The sequence below is a fragment of the Priestia sp. JSM ZJ58 genome, from assembly GCF_044383985.1.
In the GTDB taxonomy this organism is placed as follows: domain Bacteria; phylum Bacillota; class Bacilli; order Bacillales; family Bacillaceae_H; genus Priestia; species Priestia zanthoxyli.
In genome coordinates, this window is sequence record NZ_JBISEM010000001.1 from 2,247,010 (window position 1) to 2,265,643 (window position 18,634).

At 36.7% G+C, this 18,634-nt stretch carries 17 protein-coding genes and 2 pseudogenes; 16 read left to right on the forward strand and 3 right to left on the reverse strand.

Going from position 1 to position 18,634, the window contains the following annotated elements:
• Window positions 1–515: 515 nt before the first annotated feature.
• Window positions 516–1,109 (reverse strand): TetR/AcrR family transcriptional regulator, encoded by a 594-nt coding sequence (locus ACH6EI_RS11985; protein WP_028413238.1) that lies wholly within the window; start codon window positions 1,107–1,109, stop codon window positions 516–518.
• Window positions 1,110–1,257: 148 nt separating this feature from the next.
• Between ACH6EI_RS11985 and ACH6EI_RS11990 the strand changes: the two genes are divergently transcribed.
• The 5 genes and pseudogenes from ACH6EI_RS11990 to ACH6EI_RS12010 all read left to right on the forward strand — a co-directional run bounded on the left by ACH6EI_RS11990 (window position 1,258) and on the right by ACH6EI_RS12010 (window position 5,988).
• On the forward strand, window positions 1,258–2,253 hold the full coding sequence (locus ACH6EI_RS11990) for an NADPH:quinone oxidoreductase family protein (protein WP_028413239.1): 996 nt from the start codon (window positions 1,258–1,260) through the stop codon (window positions 2,251–2,253).
• A 396-nt stretch (window positions 2,254–2,649) separates the two neighbouring features.
• Window positions 2,650–3,202: pseudogene (locus ACH6EI_RS11995) on the forward strand (class I SAM-dependent methyltransferase).
• Between the two features lie 56 nt (window positions 3,203–3,258).
• A complete protein-coding gene (locus tag ACH6EI_RS12000; protein ID WP_099331035.1) occupies window positions 3,259–3,945 on the forward strand; it encodes a response regulator transcription factor in 687 nt (228 codons plus the stop codon).
• A gap of 230 nt (window positions 3,946–4,175) precedes the next feature.
• On the forward strand, window positions 4,176–5,444 hold the full coding sequence (locus ACH6EI_RS12005) for a sensor histidine kinase (RefSeq protein WP_165573463.1): 1,269 nt from the start codon (window positions 4,176–4,178) through the stop codon (window positions 5,442–5,444).
• The gene (locus ACH6EI_RS12010; protein WP_028413243.1) at window positions 5,431–5,988 is read left to right on the forward strand and encodes a DedA family protein; all 558 of its coding nucleotides are present in this window, start codon (window positions 5,431–5,433) and stop codon (window positions 5,986–5,988) included. Before ACH6EI_RS12005 ends, ACH6EI_RS12010 begins: the two co-directional genes overlap by 14 nt.
• 373 nt (window positions 5,989–6,361) lie before the next feature.
• On the opposite strand, the pseudogene ACH6EI_RS12015 reads toward ACH6EI_RS12010, so the two are convergent.
• Window positions 6,362–6,652 (reverse strand): annotated as a pseudogene (locus ACH6EI_RS12015) (isochorismatase family protein); the annotation flags it as partial.
• 92 nt (window positions 6,653–6,744) lie between these two features.
• Between ACH6EI_RS12015 and ACH6EI_RS12020 the strand changes: the two are divergent.
• Together ACH6EI_RS12020 and ACH6EI_RS12025 are read left to right on the forward strand one after the other, a co-directional pair.
• Window positions 6,745–7,371 carry a type 1 glutamine amidotransferase family protein gene (locus ACH6EI_RS12020; RefSeq protein WP_028413244.1) on the forward strand — a complete coding sequence of 209 codons (627 nt, stop codon included), beginning with the start codon at window positions 6,745–6,747 and terminating at the stop codon, window positions 7,369–7,371.
• A 211-nt stretch (window positions 7,372–7,582) separates the two neighbouring features.
• Window positions 7,583–7,822 (forward strand): RNA polymerase sigma factor, encoded by a 240-nt coding sequence (locus ACH6EI_RS12025; protein WP_099331034.1) that lies wholly within the window; start codon window positions 7,583–7,585, stop codon window positions 7,820–7,822.
• Between the two features lie 248 nt (window positions 7,823–8,070).
• Here ACH6EI_RS12025 and ACH6EI_RS12030 read toward each other — a convergent pair whose 3' ends face one another.
• Window positions 8,071–9,666, reverse strand: a complete 1,596-nt coding sequence (locus ACH6EI_RS12030; RefSeq protein WP_099331033.1) for an alpha-amylase family glycosyl hydrolase — start codon at window positions 9,664–9,666, stop codon at window positions 8,071–8,073.
• 393 nt (window positions 9,667–10,059) lie between these two features.
• Here ACH6EI_RS12030 and pxpA point away from each other — a divergent pair, with 393 nt between their 5' ends.
• The 9 genes from pxpA to ACH6EI_RS12075 all read left to right on the forward strand — a co-directional run bounded on the left by pxpA (window position 10,060) and on the right by ACH6EI_RS12075 (window position 18,303).
• Window positions 10,060–10,821, forward strand: coding sequence for a 5-oxoprolinase subunit PxpA (pxpA, locus tag ACH6EI_RS12035; protein ID WP_098999362.1), 762 nt, complete (start codon window positions 10,060–10,062; stop codon window positions 10,819–10,821).
• Between the two features lie 24 nt (window positions 10,822–10,845).
• The gene (locus ACH6EI_RS12040; protein WP_033579076.1) at window positions 10,846–12,084 is read left to right on the forward strand and encodes an NRAMP family divalent metal transporter; all 1,239 of its coding nucleotides are present in this window, start codon (window positions 10,846–10,848) and stop codon (window positions 12,082–12,084) included.
• A gap of 52 nt (window positions 12,085–12,136) precedes the next feature.
• On the forward strand, window positions 12,137–12,928 hold the full coding sequence (locus ACH6EI_RS12045; protein ID WP_108674732.1) for a putative hydro-lyase: 792 nt from the start codon (window positions 12,137–12,139) through the stop codon (window positions 12,926–12,928).
• 17 nt (window positions 12,929–12,945) lie between these two features.
• Complete coding sequence (gene pxpB / locus ACH6EI_RS12050) at window positions 12,946–13,701, forward strand: 5-oxoprolinase subunit PxpB (protein WP_108674731.1); 756 nt, start codon at window positions 12,946–12,948, stop codon at window positions 13,699–13,701.
• On the forward strand, window positions 13,698–14,693 hold the full coding sequence (locus ACH6EI_RS12055) for a 5-oxoprolinase subunit C family protein (RefSeq protein ID WP_028413252.1): 996 nt from the start codon (window positions 13,698–13,700) through the stop codon (window positions 14,691–14,693). The genes pxpB and ACH6EI_RS12055 overlap by 4 nt, the downstream gene beginning before the upstream one ends.
• A gap of 22 nt (window positions 14,694–14,715) precedes the next feature.
• Window positions 14,716–15,177 carry an acetyl-CoA carboxylase biotin carboxyl carrier protein gene (gene accB, locus ACH6EI_RS12060; RefSeq protein WP_108674730.1) on the forward strand — a complete coding sequence of 154 codons (462 nt, stop codon included), beginning with the start codon at window positions 14,716–14,718 and terminating at the stop codon, window positions 15,175–15,177.
• A 28-nt stretch (window positions 15,178–15,205) separates the two neighbouring features.
• On the forward strand, window positions 15,206–16,570 hold the full coding sequence (gene accC, locus ACH6EI_RS12065; protein WP_108674729.1) for an acetyl-CoA carboxylase biotin carboxylase subunit: 1,365 nt from the start codon (window positions 15,206–15,208) through the stop codon (window positions 16,568–16,570).
• A 131-nt stretch (window positions 16,571–16,701) separates the two neighbouring features.
• A complete protein-coding gene (locus ACH6EI_RS12070; RefSeq protein WP_108674728.1) occupies window positions 16,702–17,466 on the forward strand; it encodes an IclR family transcriptional regulator in 765 nt (254 codons plus the stop codon).
• A 27-nt stretch (window positions 17,467–17,493) separates the two neighbouring features.
• Window positions 17,494–18,303, forward strand: a complete 810-nt coding sequence (locus ACH6EI_RS12075; protein ID WP_099331026.1) for a uroporphyrinogen-III synthase — start codon at window positions 17,494–17,496, stop codon at window positions 18,301–18,303.
• Window positions 18,304–18,634: the final 331 nt, after the last annotated feature.

Consider the following 18,634-nt stretch of genomic DNA (forward strand, 5'->3'; position numbering starts at 1 on the left):
CCAAGTGCTTCAATTTTTAATTCTATAACTTCTACTTCACTAGCTACCTTTAAATTCTTCCCCAATTTCTTTTATATGAATACCAATTCTAATCTGTATTTTATTGAAAAAAGATTTAAATACTAGACTGAAAAAAAGTACAAAAATATGGTATTATAGAGGTAGGAAATGAATGATTTTTAATAAAAATAATAAGTTTTAAATAGATATTTTGAAGAGAAATATGAAAAAACCCGTATTTTAAAATACAGGTTTTTTTTCTTCTTATAAAACCTATTATGTTAACTCGCTTTCCATATAATATGCCTAACTTTGATTATTGGATTGTTTCTACCTATAGCTTATAACACATATGCTTGTTCTGATAAAAATCCTTAGTTATCCAATTTTTATGGAAATTACATATTATAAAAAAGAGCAAAGCGTCATTTGATTTTAGACTTTGTTCTTCTTGTTTATCATTTAAAGTATAGAAGGTAGACAGTTCAGACAGATTAAAAAGTCAAAAAGAGCATCTAATTAACTTTTAGCAAGTCTAAAAAGCTTTGATAGCAAGTCTCTTTGTAATATTGATGGGAATTTATATCTTCGTTCATTAGCCATTGAATGAGCAATCCATCTATAATAGCGCGCATGGTTTTTGAAGTGTTTTCTATATTAATATTCTGTTCAAACACTCCTGTTTTCTGACCAGAAGCAATAATGTCAGATGTAATGCCCCAACAGTTTTGATAAAAATGATGATTAATTTTTCTATATGTTTCATTTTGACCTGCCTGAGACAAGAAATCTAAATAAACTCTATAAAATTTTGCATTTTTCTCAGGGGCGACAAACACTGAGTTTACATAAGCTTTTAATTTACCCAAGGGAGTAGACTCTGAATTCACTGATGCAAGCTCATAGTTATAGATTTTATTTGTAAGCCACTCAAGGAGTTGAGATAAGGTATCTTCCTTATTCTCAAAATAATAATGGACGACTCCTTTACTAACTTCTGCATGATCAGCAATACTCTGTAAGGTAACCGAATTATAACCTTGTACTGACATAGCTTGGAAAGCTGCTCTTAATATTTGATTCTTTCTCTCTTCTGCTTTTTTCTTCATAATAAACCTCCAGCAAACTAAACGTACAAATTAGTATACAACATTTTATAAAATTTGAACAAAAAATTATTCTGACCGGCCAAAAAAGTTTGACCGGTCAGAATAATAATGTATACTAGAAGTAGTTTCACAAAGGAGGAATGACAAAATGAAAGATCAATTCAAAGCGCTAGTAGTAGACAAAGTTAATGATGAATTTTCAATGAATGTAAAAAATATTTCTCTAGAATTTTTGCCTAAGAGTGATGTCTTAATCAAGGTACATTATTCAGGGATTAACTATAAAGATGGGCTAGCAGGTACTCCTGATGGTAAAATCGTAAGAAATTATCCATTTATACCAGGAGTAGATTTAGTAGGTGTAGTCGTTTCTTCTAATGACCCTCGCTTTCATGAAGGAGATGAAGTCATTGCAACAAGTTACGATATAGGTGTTTCCCACTTTGGTGGATACAGCGAATATGCCAGTATTCCAGGTGATTGGATTGTACCTTTACCTGAAAATTTGACTCTTAAAGAAGCCATTGTAGTAGGAACAGCAGGCTTTACGGCAGCCCTATCTATACAACGTCTAGAGGAGAATGGGGTGTCACCAGACAAAGGAAAAGTTCTTGTGACAGGTGCAACCGGTGGCGTTGGCAGTTTTGCGGTCTCATTTTTAAACTCTCTGGGTTATAAAGTAGAAGCTAGCACAGGGAAAGAATCGGAGTATGAGTATTTACGAAAACTCGGAGCTCATACCATTATTTCAAGGGATATGACGTATGGAGGAAAGGTTAAAGCTTTAGGGGCACAAAAATGGGCTGCAGCCGTTGACCCTGTTGGTGGAGATCCTCTGTCCTCTGTTTTAAGTCAGATCCAATATGGTGGTTCAGTTGCTGTTAGTGGGTTAACAGCTGGGACAAAACTGGCCTCTACTGTTTTTCCATTTATTTTAAGGGGCGTCAACTTACTTGGCATTGACTCTGTATACTGCCCAATGGAAACACGTTTGAAAATATGGAAACGCATAGCAACAGATTTCAAACCATCAAATTTTGAAGATTTTATCTCACAAGAAATTAATTTAAATCAGCTTCCTACTGTTCTTCCTAACATATTAAAAGGGCATGTAAGAGGAAGAACGATTGTAAAATTAGTCTGATAAGAAATTTATATTGAGATTTCTTAATGTCAAAAATCACGCACTATAAAAGATTTTTAAAATATTTGAGAAATACATCCAAAAAAAATACATTATTTTAATAAGTATACAATCAAAGAAATGGGGTGCTATCAGTTCTTAAAGGATAAGAACTAATAGCACCCCTTTCTTACTTGCTAAAAAGGTTGTTTTCTCTGAATGACTGAAGGTTTAGGTTAAGTTAATGCCCTCCTTTTTTAAGACCAGCAAATAACGTTTGCTTTCAGATTCTTTATAAAAGTTATCTTTTCATAAGTATTTCTTAAGAATTGTTAAGGTTTTTCCTCGTATCGTATTAAGATTTTAGCATTAAACTACTGTTTATAACCTATCACCTGAAGAAACGAGGAGAAATACATGAATGCCATGCATTTCATTCAAGAATATATGAGACACCCGCGTGCAGTTGGAGCTATTATGCCTAGCTCTAAATCATTAGCTAAGAAAATGATGAAGCCTATACCATTTGAGGAAATAACGTGTATCATTGAATATGGTCCAGGAACAGGCGTATTTACAGAAGAAATTGTTCAAAATAAACGGAAAGAAACCATTTTCTTAGCGATAGAAGCCAATGAAACATTCTATAACATATTAAAGAAGAAATATGTTATAGAATGTGTACATTATTCATGACTCTGCTGAAAATATAAGTGCCTATTTAAAACAATATGGCATTGAAAAAGTAGACTATATCGTATCTGGATTGCCTTTTACAAGCTTACCAGGAACTATTTCTACACAGATCTTACATGAGACAGAATGTTTGCTGGGACCAGAAGGCAAATTCATTACATTCCAATATTCGAAAGTAAAACGCTCTTTCTTTGAATCCTTTTTTACTACGATTCAGTATGAAAAAGTGTATAGAAATGTTCCACCAGCTTATGTATTCGTATTTAATAACTAATCCTACTCCTGTTCTCTAGTTTGTATTGAATTTAAGAATAGAAAGAGTGAAGAAACATGTCAGAAAGAACCATCCTTATTGTCGACGATGAAGACGAAATCAGAAATCTTATGTCCATTTATTTAAATAATGAAGGATATCAAGTAGTAGATGTACCGGATGCTGCAACAGCTATGGATATGTTAAAAAAACAAAAAATTGACCTGATTATTCTAGATGTGATGATGCCAGGGATGAATGGGATAGATACTTGCTTAAAAATCAGAGAAGAATATACCATGCCCATTATTTTTTTATCAGCTAAATCAGAAGATATGGATAAAATTCACGGTCTGGCCAGTGGAGCAGAAGACTATGTTACAAAGCCCTTTAACCCATTAGAACTGATGGCGCGTGTAAAATCTCAACTTCGTCGATACTATATGGCGCCTGAAAGAGAGGTTTCTTCCCACTTCTTAGAAAAGGGAGACTTAAAAGTGGACGGAAGGACAAATGAAGTGTTTGTAAGAGATCAAGAGGTTCGTTTAACTCCTAAAGAATTTCAAATTCTCTCTTTGTTACTTCAGCATCAAGGACAAGTATTTAGTATTCAACAGATTTATGAAACTGTATGGAAAGAACCTTTTTATAAGTCGGATAATACGATTATGGTCCATATGACAAAAATTAGAGACAAAATAGAAGAGAACCCTAAAAAGCCAATCTATATTCAGACTGTATGGGGCGTAGGCTATAAAGCATGAAAACGAGAAATAATGCAGACAAAATTGGACGACCATCAGTTAATTTGAACACAAAATTATTCCTTATTTTTATTATCTCCTTGATTGTATCTATCCTTAGCTTTTTTCTTTTTATCTTCATAAATCCCCAATTTGGGGATATCCGTAACCAACAAATAGAGCAACAAAAAGAGGAAGAGACGATTAGAAAGCTCCTTGTTCAGCTCACTCATTCAATCGAAGAGAAGCACATGAGCTTAGATGATATAGATAACATTGCTTCAACGCTAAATCCTATAACGGATGCTCATCCTAATTTAGGGTTCTTAGTAGCAAATGCCAAAGGAGACGTTCTTTTTCATTCAAATAACAAAAAAATAAAAAGTACCAATATAAAGTATTTACTCAAACAAAAGCTTGCAGCTGAATCTACGGGTAATCAATCATTTAATGCACATTATTCTTCTTTTATATCGCTCCTTTCCCTTCAAGATGATATCGGATACCTCGTTATTGAAGGACCTTCTTTTGATCCTATTTTCAGTCCGAATAGATATATTTATCAAGTCTATATGGGACTTGGAGGTAGTGTGCTCATCTTTTTTGTCTTGTTTTTATTATGGACAAGGCCTATTACACGGTACATTAAGCAGATTGAAGAGGGAATCAACAGGATTGTGAACAAGGACTGGACGTATTCCATTCCGGTGAAAGGAAAAAATGAACTGTCATTCTTAGCTAAAAACATCAATTGGATGACCGAACAAATGAGGCAACGTTTTGAAAAAGAACGTAAAGTGGAACAAGCCAAAAATGAATTAATTACAAATCTCTCGCATGATTTACGAACTCCATTGACCTCTATTATTGGATATCTAACACTCTTGAAAGATAAACAGTATAAAAATAGTGAAGAGCTGGAGCAATATATTCAAACCACCTACGGTATTTCATTCAAATTGAAAAATTTATTGGATGAACTATTCGAATATACGAAGTTGTCCCTACCTGACGTAGACATGCAATTTCAAGAAGTCGATTTAAGTGGGGTGTTATATCAGCTTGTAGGAGAGTATACCCCTATGTTTGAAAATCGTGGGCTCTCTGTAAAAGTAGATATTCCCAATGATGCTGTCTTTATCTCCATAGATATTGAGAAAATGATTCGCGTTTTCGATAATTTACTTTCGAATGCTGAAAAATACAGTCATGAAAGTGGAGATATTGAGATAGTCCTCTATACTAACGAAAAACAAGTCATTGCACGTATTTCTAATACAACTGATCAAATTGCTTCTGAGGAATTAAACCATCTGTTTGATAAGTTTTATCGAATGGATAAAGCACGCTCTAGCAAAGTCGTAGGGTCGGGAATTGGCCTTTCCATTGCCAAACGAATTGTTGAACTTCATCAAGGCGAAATATGGGCAGAAAGCGAGCAAAACAAGACAACGATGTATGTTGCATTGCCTTTGCACCAAGATATAAAGGAGAAAGAGACCATTTATGAAGATTTATGAACTAATTAGACTATCAGTAGAAATTATGTTTACGCCTATTTCTGATGATGTTCTAATGCTAACTCAAGTCGGTATCTGGGCTTCTAAGGGCATCAACCCTTATGTAGTGTGGATATCGTCTTGGATTACACTCTTTATAGCTTTTCTATGGTTCTTTCTAGTAGGAAGATTCTTTAGACAGGTGCCTCTAATTGAAAAATGGATGGCGAAGAAATGGTTACAAAAAGCCGAAAAGCTACTTGATCGTTTTGGGGCTGGGGCGATTATGTTAGCTTTTTTTGTACCTGGAGTTCGACACCCTATTCATTATATAGCCGGAATTTTAAAGTTTCCGATAAAAAAATACTTGCTAGCTAACTTTTTAGCATCTTCCTTATATTCGGGCGGTTGGACTTTTATGGTTTATAAGTTTAACCAAAAAATTGGGATCAAATTAGTGTTAATTTGGTTACATCAACACTTGTCTATCGTACTACCATTAGTCGCTATTCCCCTTTTATGCTTCATTTTCTACAAGGTGAAAAGAAATAAAAATGAGTCGTGATATTATTTCTACTTCATACTGCTCATGAAAAAACTTGTTTTATAAAAGACCTAAGTGATACGGGACTTATCTAATTAAAGGAGCAAAGTGATGTGAAATTGATACAACAACTTTTCTCTTCAATTTGTTTATTTTTGTTGATATTAGGCGTGGTATTAGCGATTTGGGAATTTATAAATTTATTATTACATGTTAAAAGTAACTTACAATAACCATTAATTAGGCTTAAGTAGCTATATGGTTGTAAAAGACTGCATACCACAAATAATAAATCTTAATCAGAACCCTAATTTTACAAGGGTTCTTTTTTTATTCCTAAAAGTCACATTATGGTAACTCCACTTGTAGAAGATATACAGTTAAAATAAAGATCTTATGATTGTATTGCTTCAGTCAAATTTAACTTTTTGATCAATTCTTCAGTTGTTAAAACTTTGGCAAACTCATTATCTAAAGTTGCTAATGACACAGTATGTATTTGTTCAGCTGGATAATATGCATTATCTTCTCCTTTTATTGCAAATGTAGCTGTGGCATCTGATACGAGCTACGTTTCAAATCCTAAATTATCACTCATTGGAGTAGTAGTTGATACATAATGTGGAGTTGTTAATCCTACTATTAAGACTTTTTCTATTTTGTTTTCTTTCAAATGATTCTCAATCCTTTTAATTATTTTCTGAATATTTTAATTTTTTATAAATATATGTCTTTGAAATGGTATAATATAGAGAACGTCAGTTCTGGAGGCTTAGTATGCAAATTAAAAAAGTTTATATTTATGTATTTAACACAATGTCAGATTGGGAGTATGGATATTTAATTGCTGAACTAAATTCAGGAAGATATTTTAGACAAGGTTTAGCCCCTTTAAAAGTAATGACGGTAGGAGTTAATAAAGAAATTATTAAAACAATGGGGGGGCTGAGTATACAGCCGGATATTTCTCTTGATGAGTGCACTCTTTTGGATAAAGATCTTTTAATTCTACCGGGAGGAAATACATGGAGTGAGGAGATTCATCAACCTATATTGAAAAAAGTTGGGGAAGTTTTAGAGCTTGGTACTATTGTAGCTGCAATTTGTGGTGCTACTGATGCCCTTGCAAATAGTGGATACTTAGATTCTAGAAAGCATACGCTTAATAACTTAGAATATACAAAAATGGTCTGTCCCAACTATAAAGGGGAGAAGTTGTATGAGGGTGGACCTGTAGTATCCGATAATAACATGATTACTGCTTCAGGAATAGCACCTCTAGAATTCGCGAGGGACGTATTAAAAAAATTAGATGTATTCGCATCAAATACATTAGATTCATGGTATAGCTTAAATAAAACTCAGAAGTCTGAATACTTTTTTCAGTTAATGAGCTCAATATAGATCCCTAATTATATACAAGGTCGATTACAATAATCTTCTTTTTTATTTTTGTAGATACCTATATTCTGTTTTATATTAACTAAATTGATTGTTTGTTTAAGAAAGTAATTGCCTAAAAAGCAATTACTTTTCTTTTTTTATAGAAAAATATGAAATAATTGTATACTTTTTCACTGTTCAGACGTTATAAGACAGGAAGGAGGAAAAACATTTGAAAAATCGGTTATCAAACGATCAACTAAAAATTGTAATGAATCAACTTTACTCATATTTAATTAAACAAGGTGCAAACCAAGAAACAGCTAAAGATATTGTTCAAGAAGCTGTTTGTAAACTACTTCTTCATCTTGAATCGATTGATACCGATAAATATAAATCATGGCTTTTTAAAGTAGCTATAAACTTATATTACGATCACTGTCGAAAGAAAAAAAATCTCAGTACGTGGTAGTAGAAGATTACCTTATTACCAATGAACGATTAATTGAAGAGATAACGAATGAAGGAAACCCGTTGTATATTAACTGATAGATAAATAAAAAGAATCCTTTGCCTTATATAGACAAAGGATTTTTAATTTATTGGAATAGGGAACGTTGTAAGGTGGAAAGGAATAAAAAAATTGTTACGCTTTTTTATTCCTTCTAGGTAAAAAAACCTCTAAGTGACTACCTGGTAATCACTTAGAGGTTTTTTAAATTATTTTATCAAAACCGTTGTATTCGCCGGAATTACAAGCTGATTTTTGACTTTTTTAGCACCTTTTTCACTAGCAAAAATCAATTTACCTTTCGCTGCTACAGATACTTTTACAGGTTGATTTGAAATATTATGATACACACTAATGGAGTTGCCTTTGTACGTACGGCTATAAGCAACAACTTCTTTACTGTCTACTGAAATAGATTGAAGCGTTCCTTTTACTAACTCTTCATGCTGCTGACGCACGCGAATCATTTCACGGTAATGATTTAACAAAGAGTCCTTTTGTTTGGTTTGTGCTTCTACAGACACGCCGTTGCCACCTGTATTGTATACAGGTGTTTCCCAACTAGTTTGTCCAAGTCCGTTTCCTTCGTACCAGCGGAACGGTTCACGGATTAACTCATCAGGCTTTTCACCAGTCATGCCGATTTCTTCACCGTAATAAATATACGGGTTGCCAGGAAGCGTAAGTAAGATAGAAGCAGCTGATTTTGCTTTATTGACATCGCCGCTCAGCTCACTCATGACGCGATTTTGGTCATGGTTGGTTAAGAAAATGCCGTCAATTTTATTTGGATTGTATGATTTGAACAGCTCATCCGTTGCCGCTGCTGCAGTAGCGATTCCTTGATCATTTCCTGCTTTTACAGAGCTGACAATTTTTCCTGCTAAATCAAAGTTAAATAGGGAATCAAGCGACTGATAATAAGGAGCTACTACTTCCGGCTGATCCCATACTTCACCCGTTAGATATACGTTAGGTTTTTCTTTTTTCATTGCATCTCTAAACTCATTCCACCACAGGAGATTTTTCTTAGCGCCTTCAGGTGTTTGACCTTTAAAGATATGAAGCGCAGCATCTAAGCGGAAGCCGTCAACGCCTTGCTTTAGCCAAAACTTTCCGACATTAATCATTTCTTTTCTTACTTCAGGGTTATCGTAATTTAAGTCAGGCATTCCTTCCCAGAACGTTCCATAAAAAAACTCTCCGTTTGGAGCTTTATGCCATACTTGCTGCCCCCAAGATCCTTTTTCATTCAAGTCGGTATCTTTATCAGCCCAAATATAGTAATCTCTGTACTTGCTGTTTTTATCTTTTAACGCAGCTTGAAACCAAGGGTGTTCGCTGCTCGTATGATTCACAACGAGGTCCATAATAACTTTTACATCTCGTTTATCTGCTTCTTTCATCAGTTTGCGAAAATCTTGCAGATTTCCGTACTGAGGATCAATGTTATAATAGTCCGTTACATCATATTTATGATAGCTAGGAGAAGGGTTGACCGGCATCATCCAAATCCCGTTTACTTGAAGATCATTCTTTGTATGAGAATTGCCATCATTTAAATAGTCCAGCTTTTGTGTAAGACCTTTTAAATCACCATGTCCATCTTTATTTGCATCGTAAAAAGAGTTTACATACACCTCATAAAATACACCGTTTTTATCTGCAGCTGGAGATTTACCTTTATGTACGGTTTCGGCGTGAACGCCTGTTGATAAGCTAGCAGCCAGCGGCAGTGTTAGAGCTAAAGCTGTCCATTTTTTCCCTTTCATCGTTTCATCCCCTTTTTTTGCAATCGTTTGCATAAATTGACTACAATTGAAATATAGCACCTCTTTGAAAACGATTACAACGAAAATTTTATTTTGATTATTTTGAACTAGTAATTATTCTGACAACCTAGTTATTTACTGTGTCCAATGGCATTAAGAAGCTGCATTATATTAAGGCTATAGATAGAAAACATCAATAAAATAAGGGAGTATTATCCAAATGAAAATAATGACTATGTCAAATATTCTGACAATGTTGTTGTTCAATTCATCATCTCGTGCTAAAATCCAAATATAACTGAAAAACGGTACTACAGTTCCGAAAAACGGAACTTGAAGTATTGATGCAGATAATTCAGCTTGGATTTTATTTACTATCTGCAAATGATTACGCTTACAATGAAGTTTTTAAGGGGGAAGAACGCATTGAGTAGAGTGGATTTAAACTGTGATTTAGGGGAAAGCTTTGGTGCTTATCGCATTGGCAATGATGAAGCCATTTTAGAACACGTGACGTCTGTAAACGTAGCCTGTGGATTTCATGCAGGGGATCCAAGCGTCATGAGAAAAACGGTAAAATTGGCCGCTGAAAAAAAAGTGCAAATTGGTGCTCATCCTGGTCTACAGGACCTTATCGGTTTCGGACGCAGAAACATCAATATTTCACCTCAGGAAGCCTACGATATCGTAGTCTATCAAATTGGTGCATTAAACGGTTTTTTGCAAGCAGAAGGGTTATCAATGCAGCATGTAAAACCTCACGGTGCACTATATAACATGGCTGCTAAAAATAAAGCGTTGTCTGAAGCAATAGCAAAAGCTGTTTACAACGTAAATCCTGAGCTGATTTTGTTTGGATTATCTGGAAGTGAGCTGATTCAAGCAGGTAACAGAATTGGTTTGAAAACGGCCAACGAAGTATTTGCAGACCGTACCTATCAGTTAGACGGTTCTCTTACGCCTCGTACAGAACCAAATGCTTTAATTGAAAATGACGACGAAGCTGTTTCTCAAGTTATTACAATGGTGAAAGAAGGGAAAGTCAAATCTCAGCAAGGCAAGGATGTAGAATTGCAGGCAGACACGATTTGTATTCACGGAGACGGGGCTCACGCACTTGAATTTGCTCGTCATGTCAACCGTTCTTTACAAGCATCAGAAGTGGTAGTTAAGGCTATTTCACAATAAAAACTACATACAATCAGGAGGAAGATGATATTGGAGCCAATAAAAAAATCAACACCTCAGCAAAAGCTTTCGGCTGCACCTAAAGTAAACTGGACGTTAATGCTTGGAGCCGCTTTTTTAATGGCCACATCGGCTATTGGACCAGGCTTTTTAACTCAAACTACCGTATTTACACAAAATTTAGCCGCAAGCTTTGGATTCGTTATTTTAATTTCAATTATTCTTGATATCTTTGCTCAAACCAACGTATGGAGGATTATTGCCGTTTCTGAAAAACGCGGACAAGAAATCGCCAATATGGTATTTCCCGGATTAGGATACGTGCTCGCTATTTTAATTGTAATTGGAGGACTTGCATTTAATATTGGAAATATTGCCGGTGCCGGTCTTGGATTAAATGCGATTACAGGTATTTCTCCAACAGCCGGAGCTGCAATTAGTGCAGTTATTGCCGTGCTAATCTTCGTTGTAAAAGAAGCTGGAAAAGCAATGGATCGCTTCACGCAAATTGCAGGTTTTGTCATGATTGGGCTAATGCTATATGTAGCAGCTACTACTTCACCTCCCGTTGGAGAAGCTGTAGTGAAATCTTTTAAACCTGATCAAATCGACATCATTGCGATCGTTACGCTTGTTGGAGGTACTGTTGGTGGTTATATTACCTTTGCAGGCGGACATCGTCTTTTAGATGCCGGGGTAAAAGGCATCGATTCTTTACCTCAAGTAACTAAAAGTTCTGTAACAGGAATTCTTATCACTTCCGTTATGCGAATCGCTTTGTTTTTAGCTGTACTTGGCGTTGTATCTAAAGGGTTACAAATTGATCCGGCCAATCCTCCAGCATCCGTGTTTCAGCTCGCAGCAGGAAACGTCGGTTATAAAATCTTTGGTATTGTCATGTGGTCTGCCGCTATTACGTCTGTAGTGGGAGCTGCTTATACATCCGTTTCGTTTATTCAAACGTTTAGTGAAAAACTTAATAAAAACTCAAACTGGATTATTATTGGATTTATTATTATTTCAACTCTGTCGTTTGTCTTAATTGGAAAACCTGTAAAAGTTCTTCTGTTAGTTGGAGCAATTAATGGATTAATTCTTCCGATCGCCCTTGGAACATTACTAGTTGCTGCGTACAAAAAAAGTATCGTTGGCGAATATAAGCATCCTTTATGGCTTACCATTTCTGGTGTACTTGTCGTTATTGTGATGGCTTTAATGGGTGGCTATACGTTAATGGATCAACTTCCTCAATTATTTAAATAAAACAAGGTGCCCGCACGTAAGTTGCGTGCGGGCAATGATGGGAGATAGAAATATGACAAACCTTTCACAACTAACTCCAGCTGAACTTCGTCAGCAAATCCGTAACAACCAGCTTATTCACCCAACGGCAGGCATGGCAAACGGCTATGCTCAAGCTAATTTAGCTATTTTACCAAAGAAACAAGCCTTTGACTTTCTATTGTTCTGTCAGCGTAATCCTAAATCTTGTCCTCTTTTAGATGTAACGGACGTTGGATCTCCTGTTTCAAAGTTTGCGGCTCCGTCCGGAGATATTCGTACAGACCTTCCAAAGTATCGAATCTATGAAAATGGGGAACTGGTAAAAGAAGTAACCGATATCACAGACTATTGGACAGAAGATATGGTAGCTTTTCTCATCGGCTGCAGTTTTACATTCGAACACGCACTTTTAAACAACGGCATACCTGTTCGTCACATTGAAGAAAACTGTAATGTTCCTATGTATAAAACAAATATTTCATGCGCTGAAGCGGGAATATTCCACGGCTCGACGGTCGTTAGTATGCGCCCAATTCCTCAGCAAGACGTAGTGCGGGCAGCGCAAGTAACTTCACGTTTTCCAGCTGTGCACGGAGGACCTGTTCACATTGGAAACCCCGCTGCAATAGGCATTGAAGACCTTCACTCTCCGGATTTTGGCGATGCTGTTTCGATTAAGGAAGGAGAAGTGCCCGTATTTTGGGCTTGTGGTGTAACTCCTCAAGCAGTAGCAATGGAAACAAAACCTTCTATTATGATTACACATGCTCCTGGACATATGTTTATTACAGATATTCGAGATGAAAAACTAGGTGTTTTATAAAAGAAAGAGGTGTAGATATGAATCAAACCATAACAAAAGCGTCAGCTGTTATTTCTCCGCTTGGCGACTCAGCGCTTGTTATAACGTTTGGAGATAGCATTCAGTATGACATTCATAAACAAATCAAAACGTGTAAAGATTCAATAGAATTAAATCCTTTCCCTGGGTTTATTGAATGCGTGCCGGCATTTACGAACCTTACGATCTTTTATAACCCTCTTGAAGTGGTAGCAGCCGTGAAAAAGAAGGAGAAAAAAGAATTTGTGTCTCCTTTTGAAGTAGTGTCTTCTATCCTTCAAAGTAAATTAGAGAACGAACAGACAGAAAAAGAGTTAGACCATCGTACGGTTTCCATTCCAGTTTGCTACGGAGGAGAGTATGGACCTGATCTTGAATATGTCGCTCGTCACCATAACTTAACACCTGAAGAGGTAATAAGTATTCATTCTGAAGGCGAATACTTAGCGTACATGATTGGATTTGCTCCTGGATTTCCGTTTCTCGGAGGACTATCTGAAAAAATTGCTACGCCTCGCCGCTCGTCTCCTCGCACCTCTATTCCTGCAGGTTCGGTTGGTATTGCAGGAATGCAAACAGGAGTGTATCCTATTTCCACTCCCGGAGGATGGCAGCTAATTGGTCAAACGCCGATTAAACTGTTTTTGCCGGAGCAAAATCCTCCAAGTTTGCTGCAGGCTGGAGATATTGTAAAATTTGAGCCTATCTCTAAAGAAGAGTATCAAGAACTACAGGCAAAGGAGGGAGAAAAATGAGTATAAGAGTTAGTAAAGCCGGGTTATTAACAAGCATTCAAGATTTAGGAAGAAAAGGATTTCAGCAGCACGGTGTAATTGTAAGCGGTGCAATGGATTCTTATTCTCTCCGAATTGCTAATTTACTAGTTGGTAACGATGAAAAAGAAGCGGGACTTGAAGTTACGCTAATGGGGCCTACCCTTGAAATAGAAAGTGATTGTTTAGTAGCGATCACAGGTGGAGATTTAACTCCTTCGGTCAACGGAAAGCCAGTCCCGATGTGGAAACCTTTATTTATTCCAAAAGGAGGCACTTTATCATTTGGGCCTTGTAGAACTGGTTGTCGTTCCTATCTATCTGTAGCTGGAGGATTTTCTATTAATGAAGTGTTAAATAGTAAAAGCACGTATTTGAGGGGCGAAATTGGTGGCTATAAAGGAAGAGCATTACAAACAGACGACGTTTTACCTCTATCTGTTCCTGCTGCTTCAAAGCCTGCTTTTCTTTCCAATGAACTGATAAACGGAGTATATACTTCTTCATGGTCCGTAAATTATAAAGAATTTGTCCATTTTACAAAGAAACCAAGTGTCCGTGTTATAAATGGGGGTCAATTTGATTTATTTACAGCTGAAAGCCAAAGTCATTTTACTCAAGAACCCTTTAAAGTATCAAATCAATCAGATCGAATGGGTTATCGAATGGATGGACCTTCTCTTCAGCTTCAAGAAAAAAAAGAGCTATTGTCTGAAGCCGTCTCACAAGGTTCTGTTCAAGTCCCGCCAGATGGAAATCCCATTATCCTGTTAGCAGACCGTCAAACTACAGGAGGATATCCTAAAATCGCTCAAGTCATCACAGCGGATTTACCGCTTTTAGCTCAAGTAAAGCCCGGAGAATCCATCTATTTTTCTCACATTTCGCTTCATGAAGCAGAAAAAATCTATTTAGAAAAAGAACAGCTGCTTCAAGAATTGAAGATTGCTATTAACCTTGCGTCAACTAAATAACATAAAACGGGAGTGACAAGAAATGATAAACGTACGTGAATTGCAAGAAGTTGTTTCATTAATGAATGAATCTGGTATTCAAAAGCTCCATATTGAACATGAAGGAACAAAAGTTGTCATTGATAAAGCGGGAATTCCTTTAGAAGACACAGCTGTTACAGAAGTAAAAACAGAGGAAGTAAAAGCCGCTGCTGCTAAGCAAACGCCTCAAGATTCTATGTCTGTAAACGCAGCAGAGAATAATGAAAAACAAATCTTATCACCAATGGTTGGAACCTTTTACGCCAAGCCAGAAGCAGACGCTGATCCGTTTGTTCAAGTAGGACAAACTATTGAACGTAAAGATGTTGTATGTGTAATTGAAGCGATGAAGCTGTTTAACGAAGTAGATGCAGGAATGGAAGGAGAAGTGCTTGAAATTCTTGTGAAAGACGGAGATGTTGTTGAGTTTGGACAGCCTCTATTTACCGTAAAATCATATTAAAGTATACATATTGTCAGGAGGAGCCACTATGTTCAAAAAAGTTTTAATCGCAAACCGCGGTGAGATTGCAGTTCGTATCATTCGAGCTTGTAAAGAGATGGGAATTGCAACCGTGGCCGTGTATTCAGAAGCAGACAAAGATGCACTTCACGTAAAGCTAGCAGATGAGTCATTTTGTATTGGTAAAACATCTTCTAAAGAAAGCTACTTAAATATTCGGAATTTGCTTACCGTAGCACAAGTAACCAAGGCAGACGCTGTTCATCCCGGATACGGATTTTTAGCTGAAAATGCTGATTTTGCTGAGATGTGTGAATCCTATGATATTACCTTTATTGGTCCAAAAGCGGAAGCCATCCGTAAAATGGGAGCAAAAGCTGTAGCAAGAGAAACAATGAAACAAGCCGGTGTGCCTATTGTACCTGGCACGGAAGGACTGATTGAAGATAGCAGCACCGCTATTCCAGTAGCAAGAGAAATAGGCTATCCAATCATTGTAAAAGCTACAGCGGGCGGCGGCGGAAAAGGAATGCGGCTAGCTCATAGCGAAGAGGAGCTAGAAAAAGCGATTCGTCAAGCTCAGCACGAAGCAGAAACAGCTTTTGGAAACGGCGGAGTATACCTTGAAAAATATTTAGAAGAACCGAAACATATCGAAATTCAAATTATTGCTGATGAGGAAGGTAATGTAGTTCATTTAGGTGAACGAGATTGTTCGATTCAGCGACGTCATCAAAAATTAGTAGAAGAAGCTCCGTCTCCTGCAGTAGATGAAAATCTTCGTGCGAAAATGGGCAAGGCGGCAGTCTCGGCAGCTAAAGCAGTCGATTATACAGGTGTGGGAACGGTGGAGTTTCTGTTAGATAAACACGGACATTTTTACTTTATGGAAATGAACACACGGATTCAAGTTGAACACCCTGTTACAGAACTTGTAACAAATATCGACTTAATTAAAGAACAAATTTCAGTAGCAGCAGGCTACCCGCTATCATTTGCTCAGCGGGATGTTCAGTTAAAGGGATGGGCAATTGAATGTCGAATCAATGCAGAAAATCCGGCTAAAAACTTTATGCCTTCTCCTGGAAAAGTCGAGATGTATTTACCTCCCGGCGGCTACGGCGTTCGTGTAGACAGCGCGGTTTACCCAGGCTATGAAATTTCTCCATTTTATGATTCAATGGTGGCGAAATTAATTGTAACGGGGAGAGATCGAAATGAAGCGATTCAACGAATGAAACGTGCGCTAGAAGAATTTATCATTATAGGTATTCACACAACTATTCCTTTTCATTTAGAATTACTGAATCATCCTTCTTTTAAAGAAGGGGATTTTACAACCAAATTTCTAGAAAGTAACCCTATTTCAATTAAAGAACTAGAAACGGTGTAAGAAAGGAAAGTGCTCTTATAAGGGAGTGCTTTCCTTTTTTTCTTCATGTATAATAAAAAGAACATATGATTAGCTAGTAAGCTATACTTCTATCAAATACATGTATTCGCACAAATAAGGGAGAAGGTTTTATGCAAGCTAACAATAAAACAGTCGTTAAATCCATGCAGATTCTCACGCTTTTTATCAACCACCCTAAGCTGACCTTCACAGAAATGATGGAATATTCAGGCGTTCCGAAAACTTCTTTGCATCGAATGGTTGGTTCGCTTGAAGAGATGGGATTTTTAACAAAAGATGAGCAAGGATACTATTCGCTAGGACTTTTATTCTTGCAATTTGGTCAGCTAGTGGCTAATCGCTTAGATATTAGAAATATCGCAAAGCCCGTAATGGAAACGCTCCGAGATGAAGTGGAAGAAGCGGTGAATTTAATTGTACGAGATGGGGATGAAGCCATGTATATTGAAAAAGTAGATACGCTTCATCCAGTGCGTCTTTATACATCAATTGGAAGGCGTTCGCCTCTTTATGCAGGAGCTTGTTCACGCATTATTTTGGCGCATTTATCCGAAAAAGAACAAGAGGCATATATTACTCAAACGGAGCTAACTCCAATAGGTATTGGAACCATTACAGATCAAAAGAAACTAAGAAATGTATTAAAAGAAGCAAAAGAAAAAGGGTATACCATTAGCACCTCTGAATTAGAAAACTTTACAACATCCGTGAGCGCGCCGATTGTAAATCATCAAAATGAAGTGGTTGCAGGCATTAGCGTAGCGGGAATTGAAGCGAGATTTCAAGGAGACAGACTGCCGTTCATTATTCAAAAAGTAACAGAAGCGGCGAGCCTAATTTCTGAAAAACTCGGTTATCAAGGTTCATTAAAGTAGCATACATAGAAAAATGGAGGTAAACCATTGAAACGATTAGAAGGTAAAACAGTCGCACTCGTAGGTCAGCGCAAAGTAGAAGAAATCAGCAAAATTGTTGAAAACCTTGGCGGGACCCCGCTTGTACGACCTGCACAAGGAACCATCTTTTTAGATGACACACACTTAGAAGCAGATATTAAAGAACTGGTAAAAGGAAATTATGATTGGTTTATTTTTACGACAGGCGTCGGGACGGAAATTTTATATAAAACAGCAGATAAGCTAGGACTAGCTGATGAATTCCTTTCTTCTTTACAAGCAGCTAATATTGCTGCACGTGGGTATAAAACCGTAAATATGTTAAAAAAGCTCGGTGTTACTCCAACCGTTCGAGATGATGATGGAAGTACAGCGGGCCTAGTCAGAGCGCTTCATTCGTTTTCTTTTGAAGGAAAGCATGTAGCGCTTCAGCTTCACGGAGATCCTGCACCAAAATTGATTGATTTTCTTTCGAATCAAAAAGCCCAATTTAAAGAGATTTTACCGTATCAGCATATTCCTCCAAAAGCGGAAGTCATGGAACAGCTTATAAACGAATTAACAAGCGGGAAAGTCGATGCTGTTAATTTCACAAGCGCTCCCCAAGCCCGCTTTTTATTTTCGTTTGCAAAAGAACACGGACAAGCTGATCACATTCGAGAACTCTTTGAAAGCTCTGTAGTAGCTGTGGCCGTTGGGAAAGTAACCGCTGCTGCTTTAAAAGAAGAAGGAGTAGATCGTATTGTTATTCCTGACCAAGAAAGAATGGGAAGCGCAATTGTAGCTTTAGAACACTATTATCAGCAGCGTGATTAAAAAAACCTTCTCGCCTCATGGCGAGAAGGTTTTTTGTATGGCTTCATCCAAGCGTTGTCGAATATTGTTTGAAAATTGCCTATTGTCCTCTTTTTGAACTTCTTCAAACATCGAATAGAAATAAATTCATTGTTATTCCAGAAAATCATTTTCAAATATTGTAAAAATGGTAGATAAAGGGTAAAAATAGACGAATATGTTAAAGAGTTGTTACGTTTCTTTTAGAAATATCTTAAATCTAAACAGCTTAAACAATAATAATTATCTACTTTATAACGCTAAAAGCACTGCTGTTTGAAGCTTGATAGATTTTTCGCTTGTATGGGGAAAT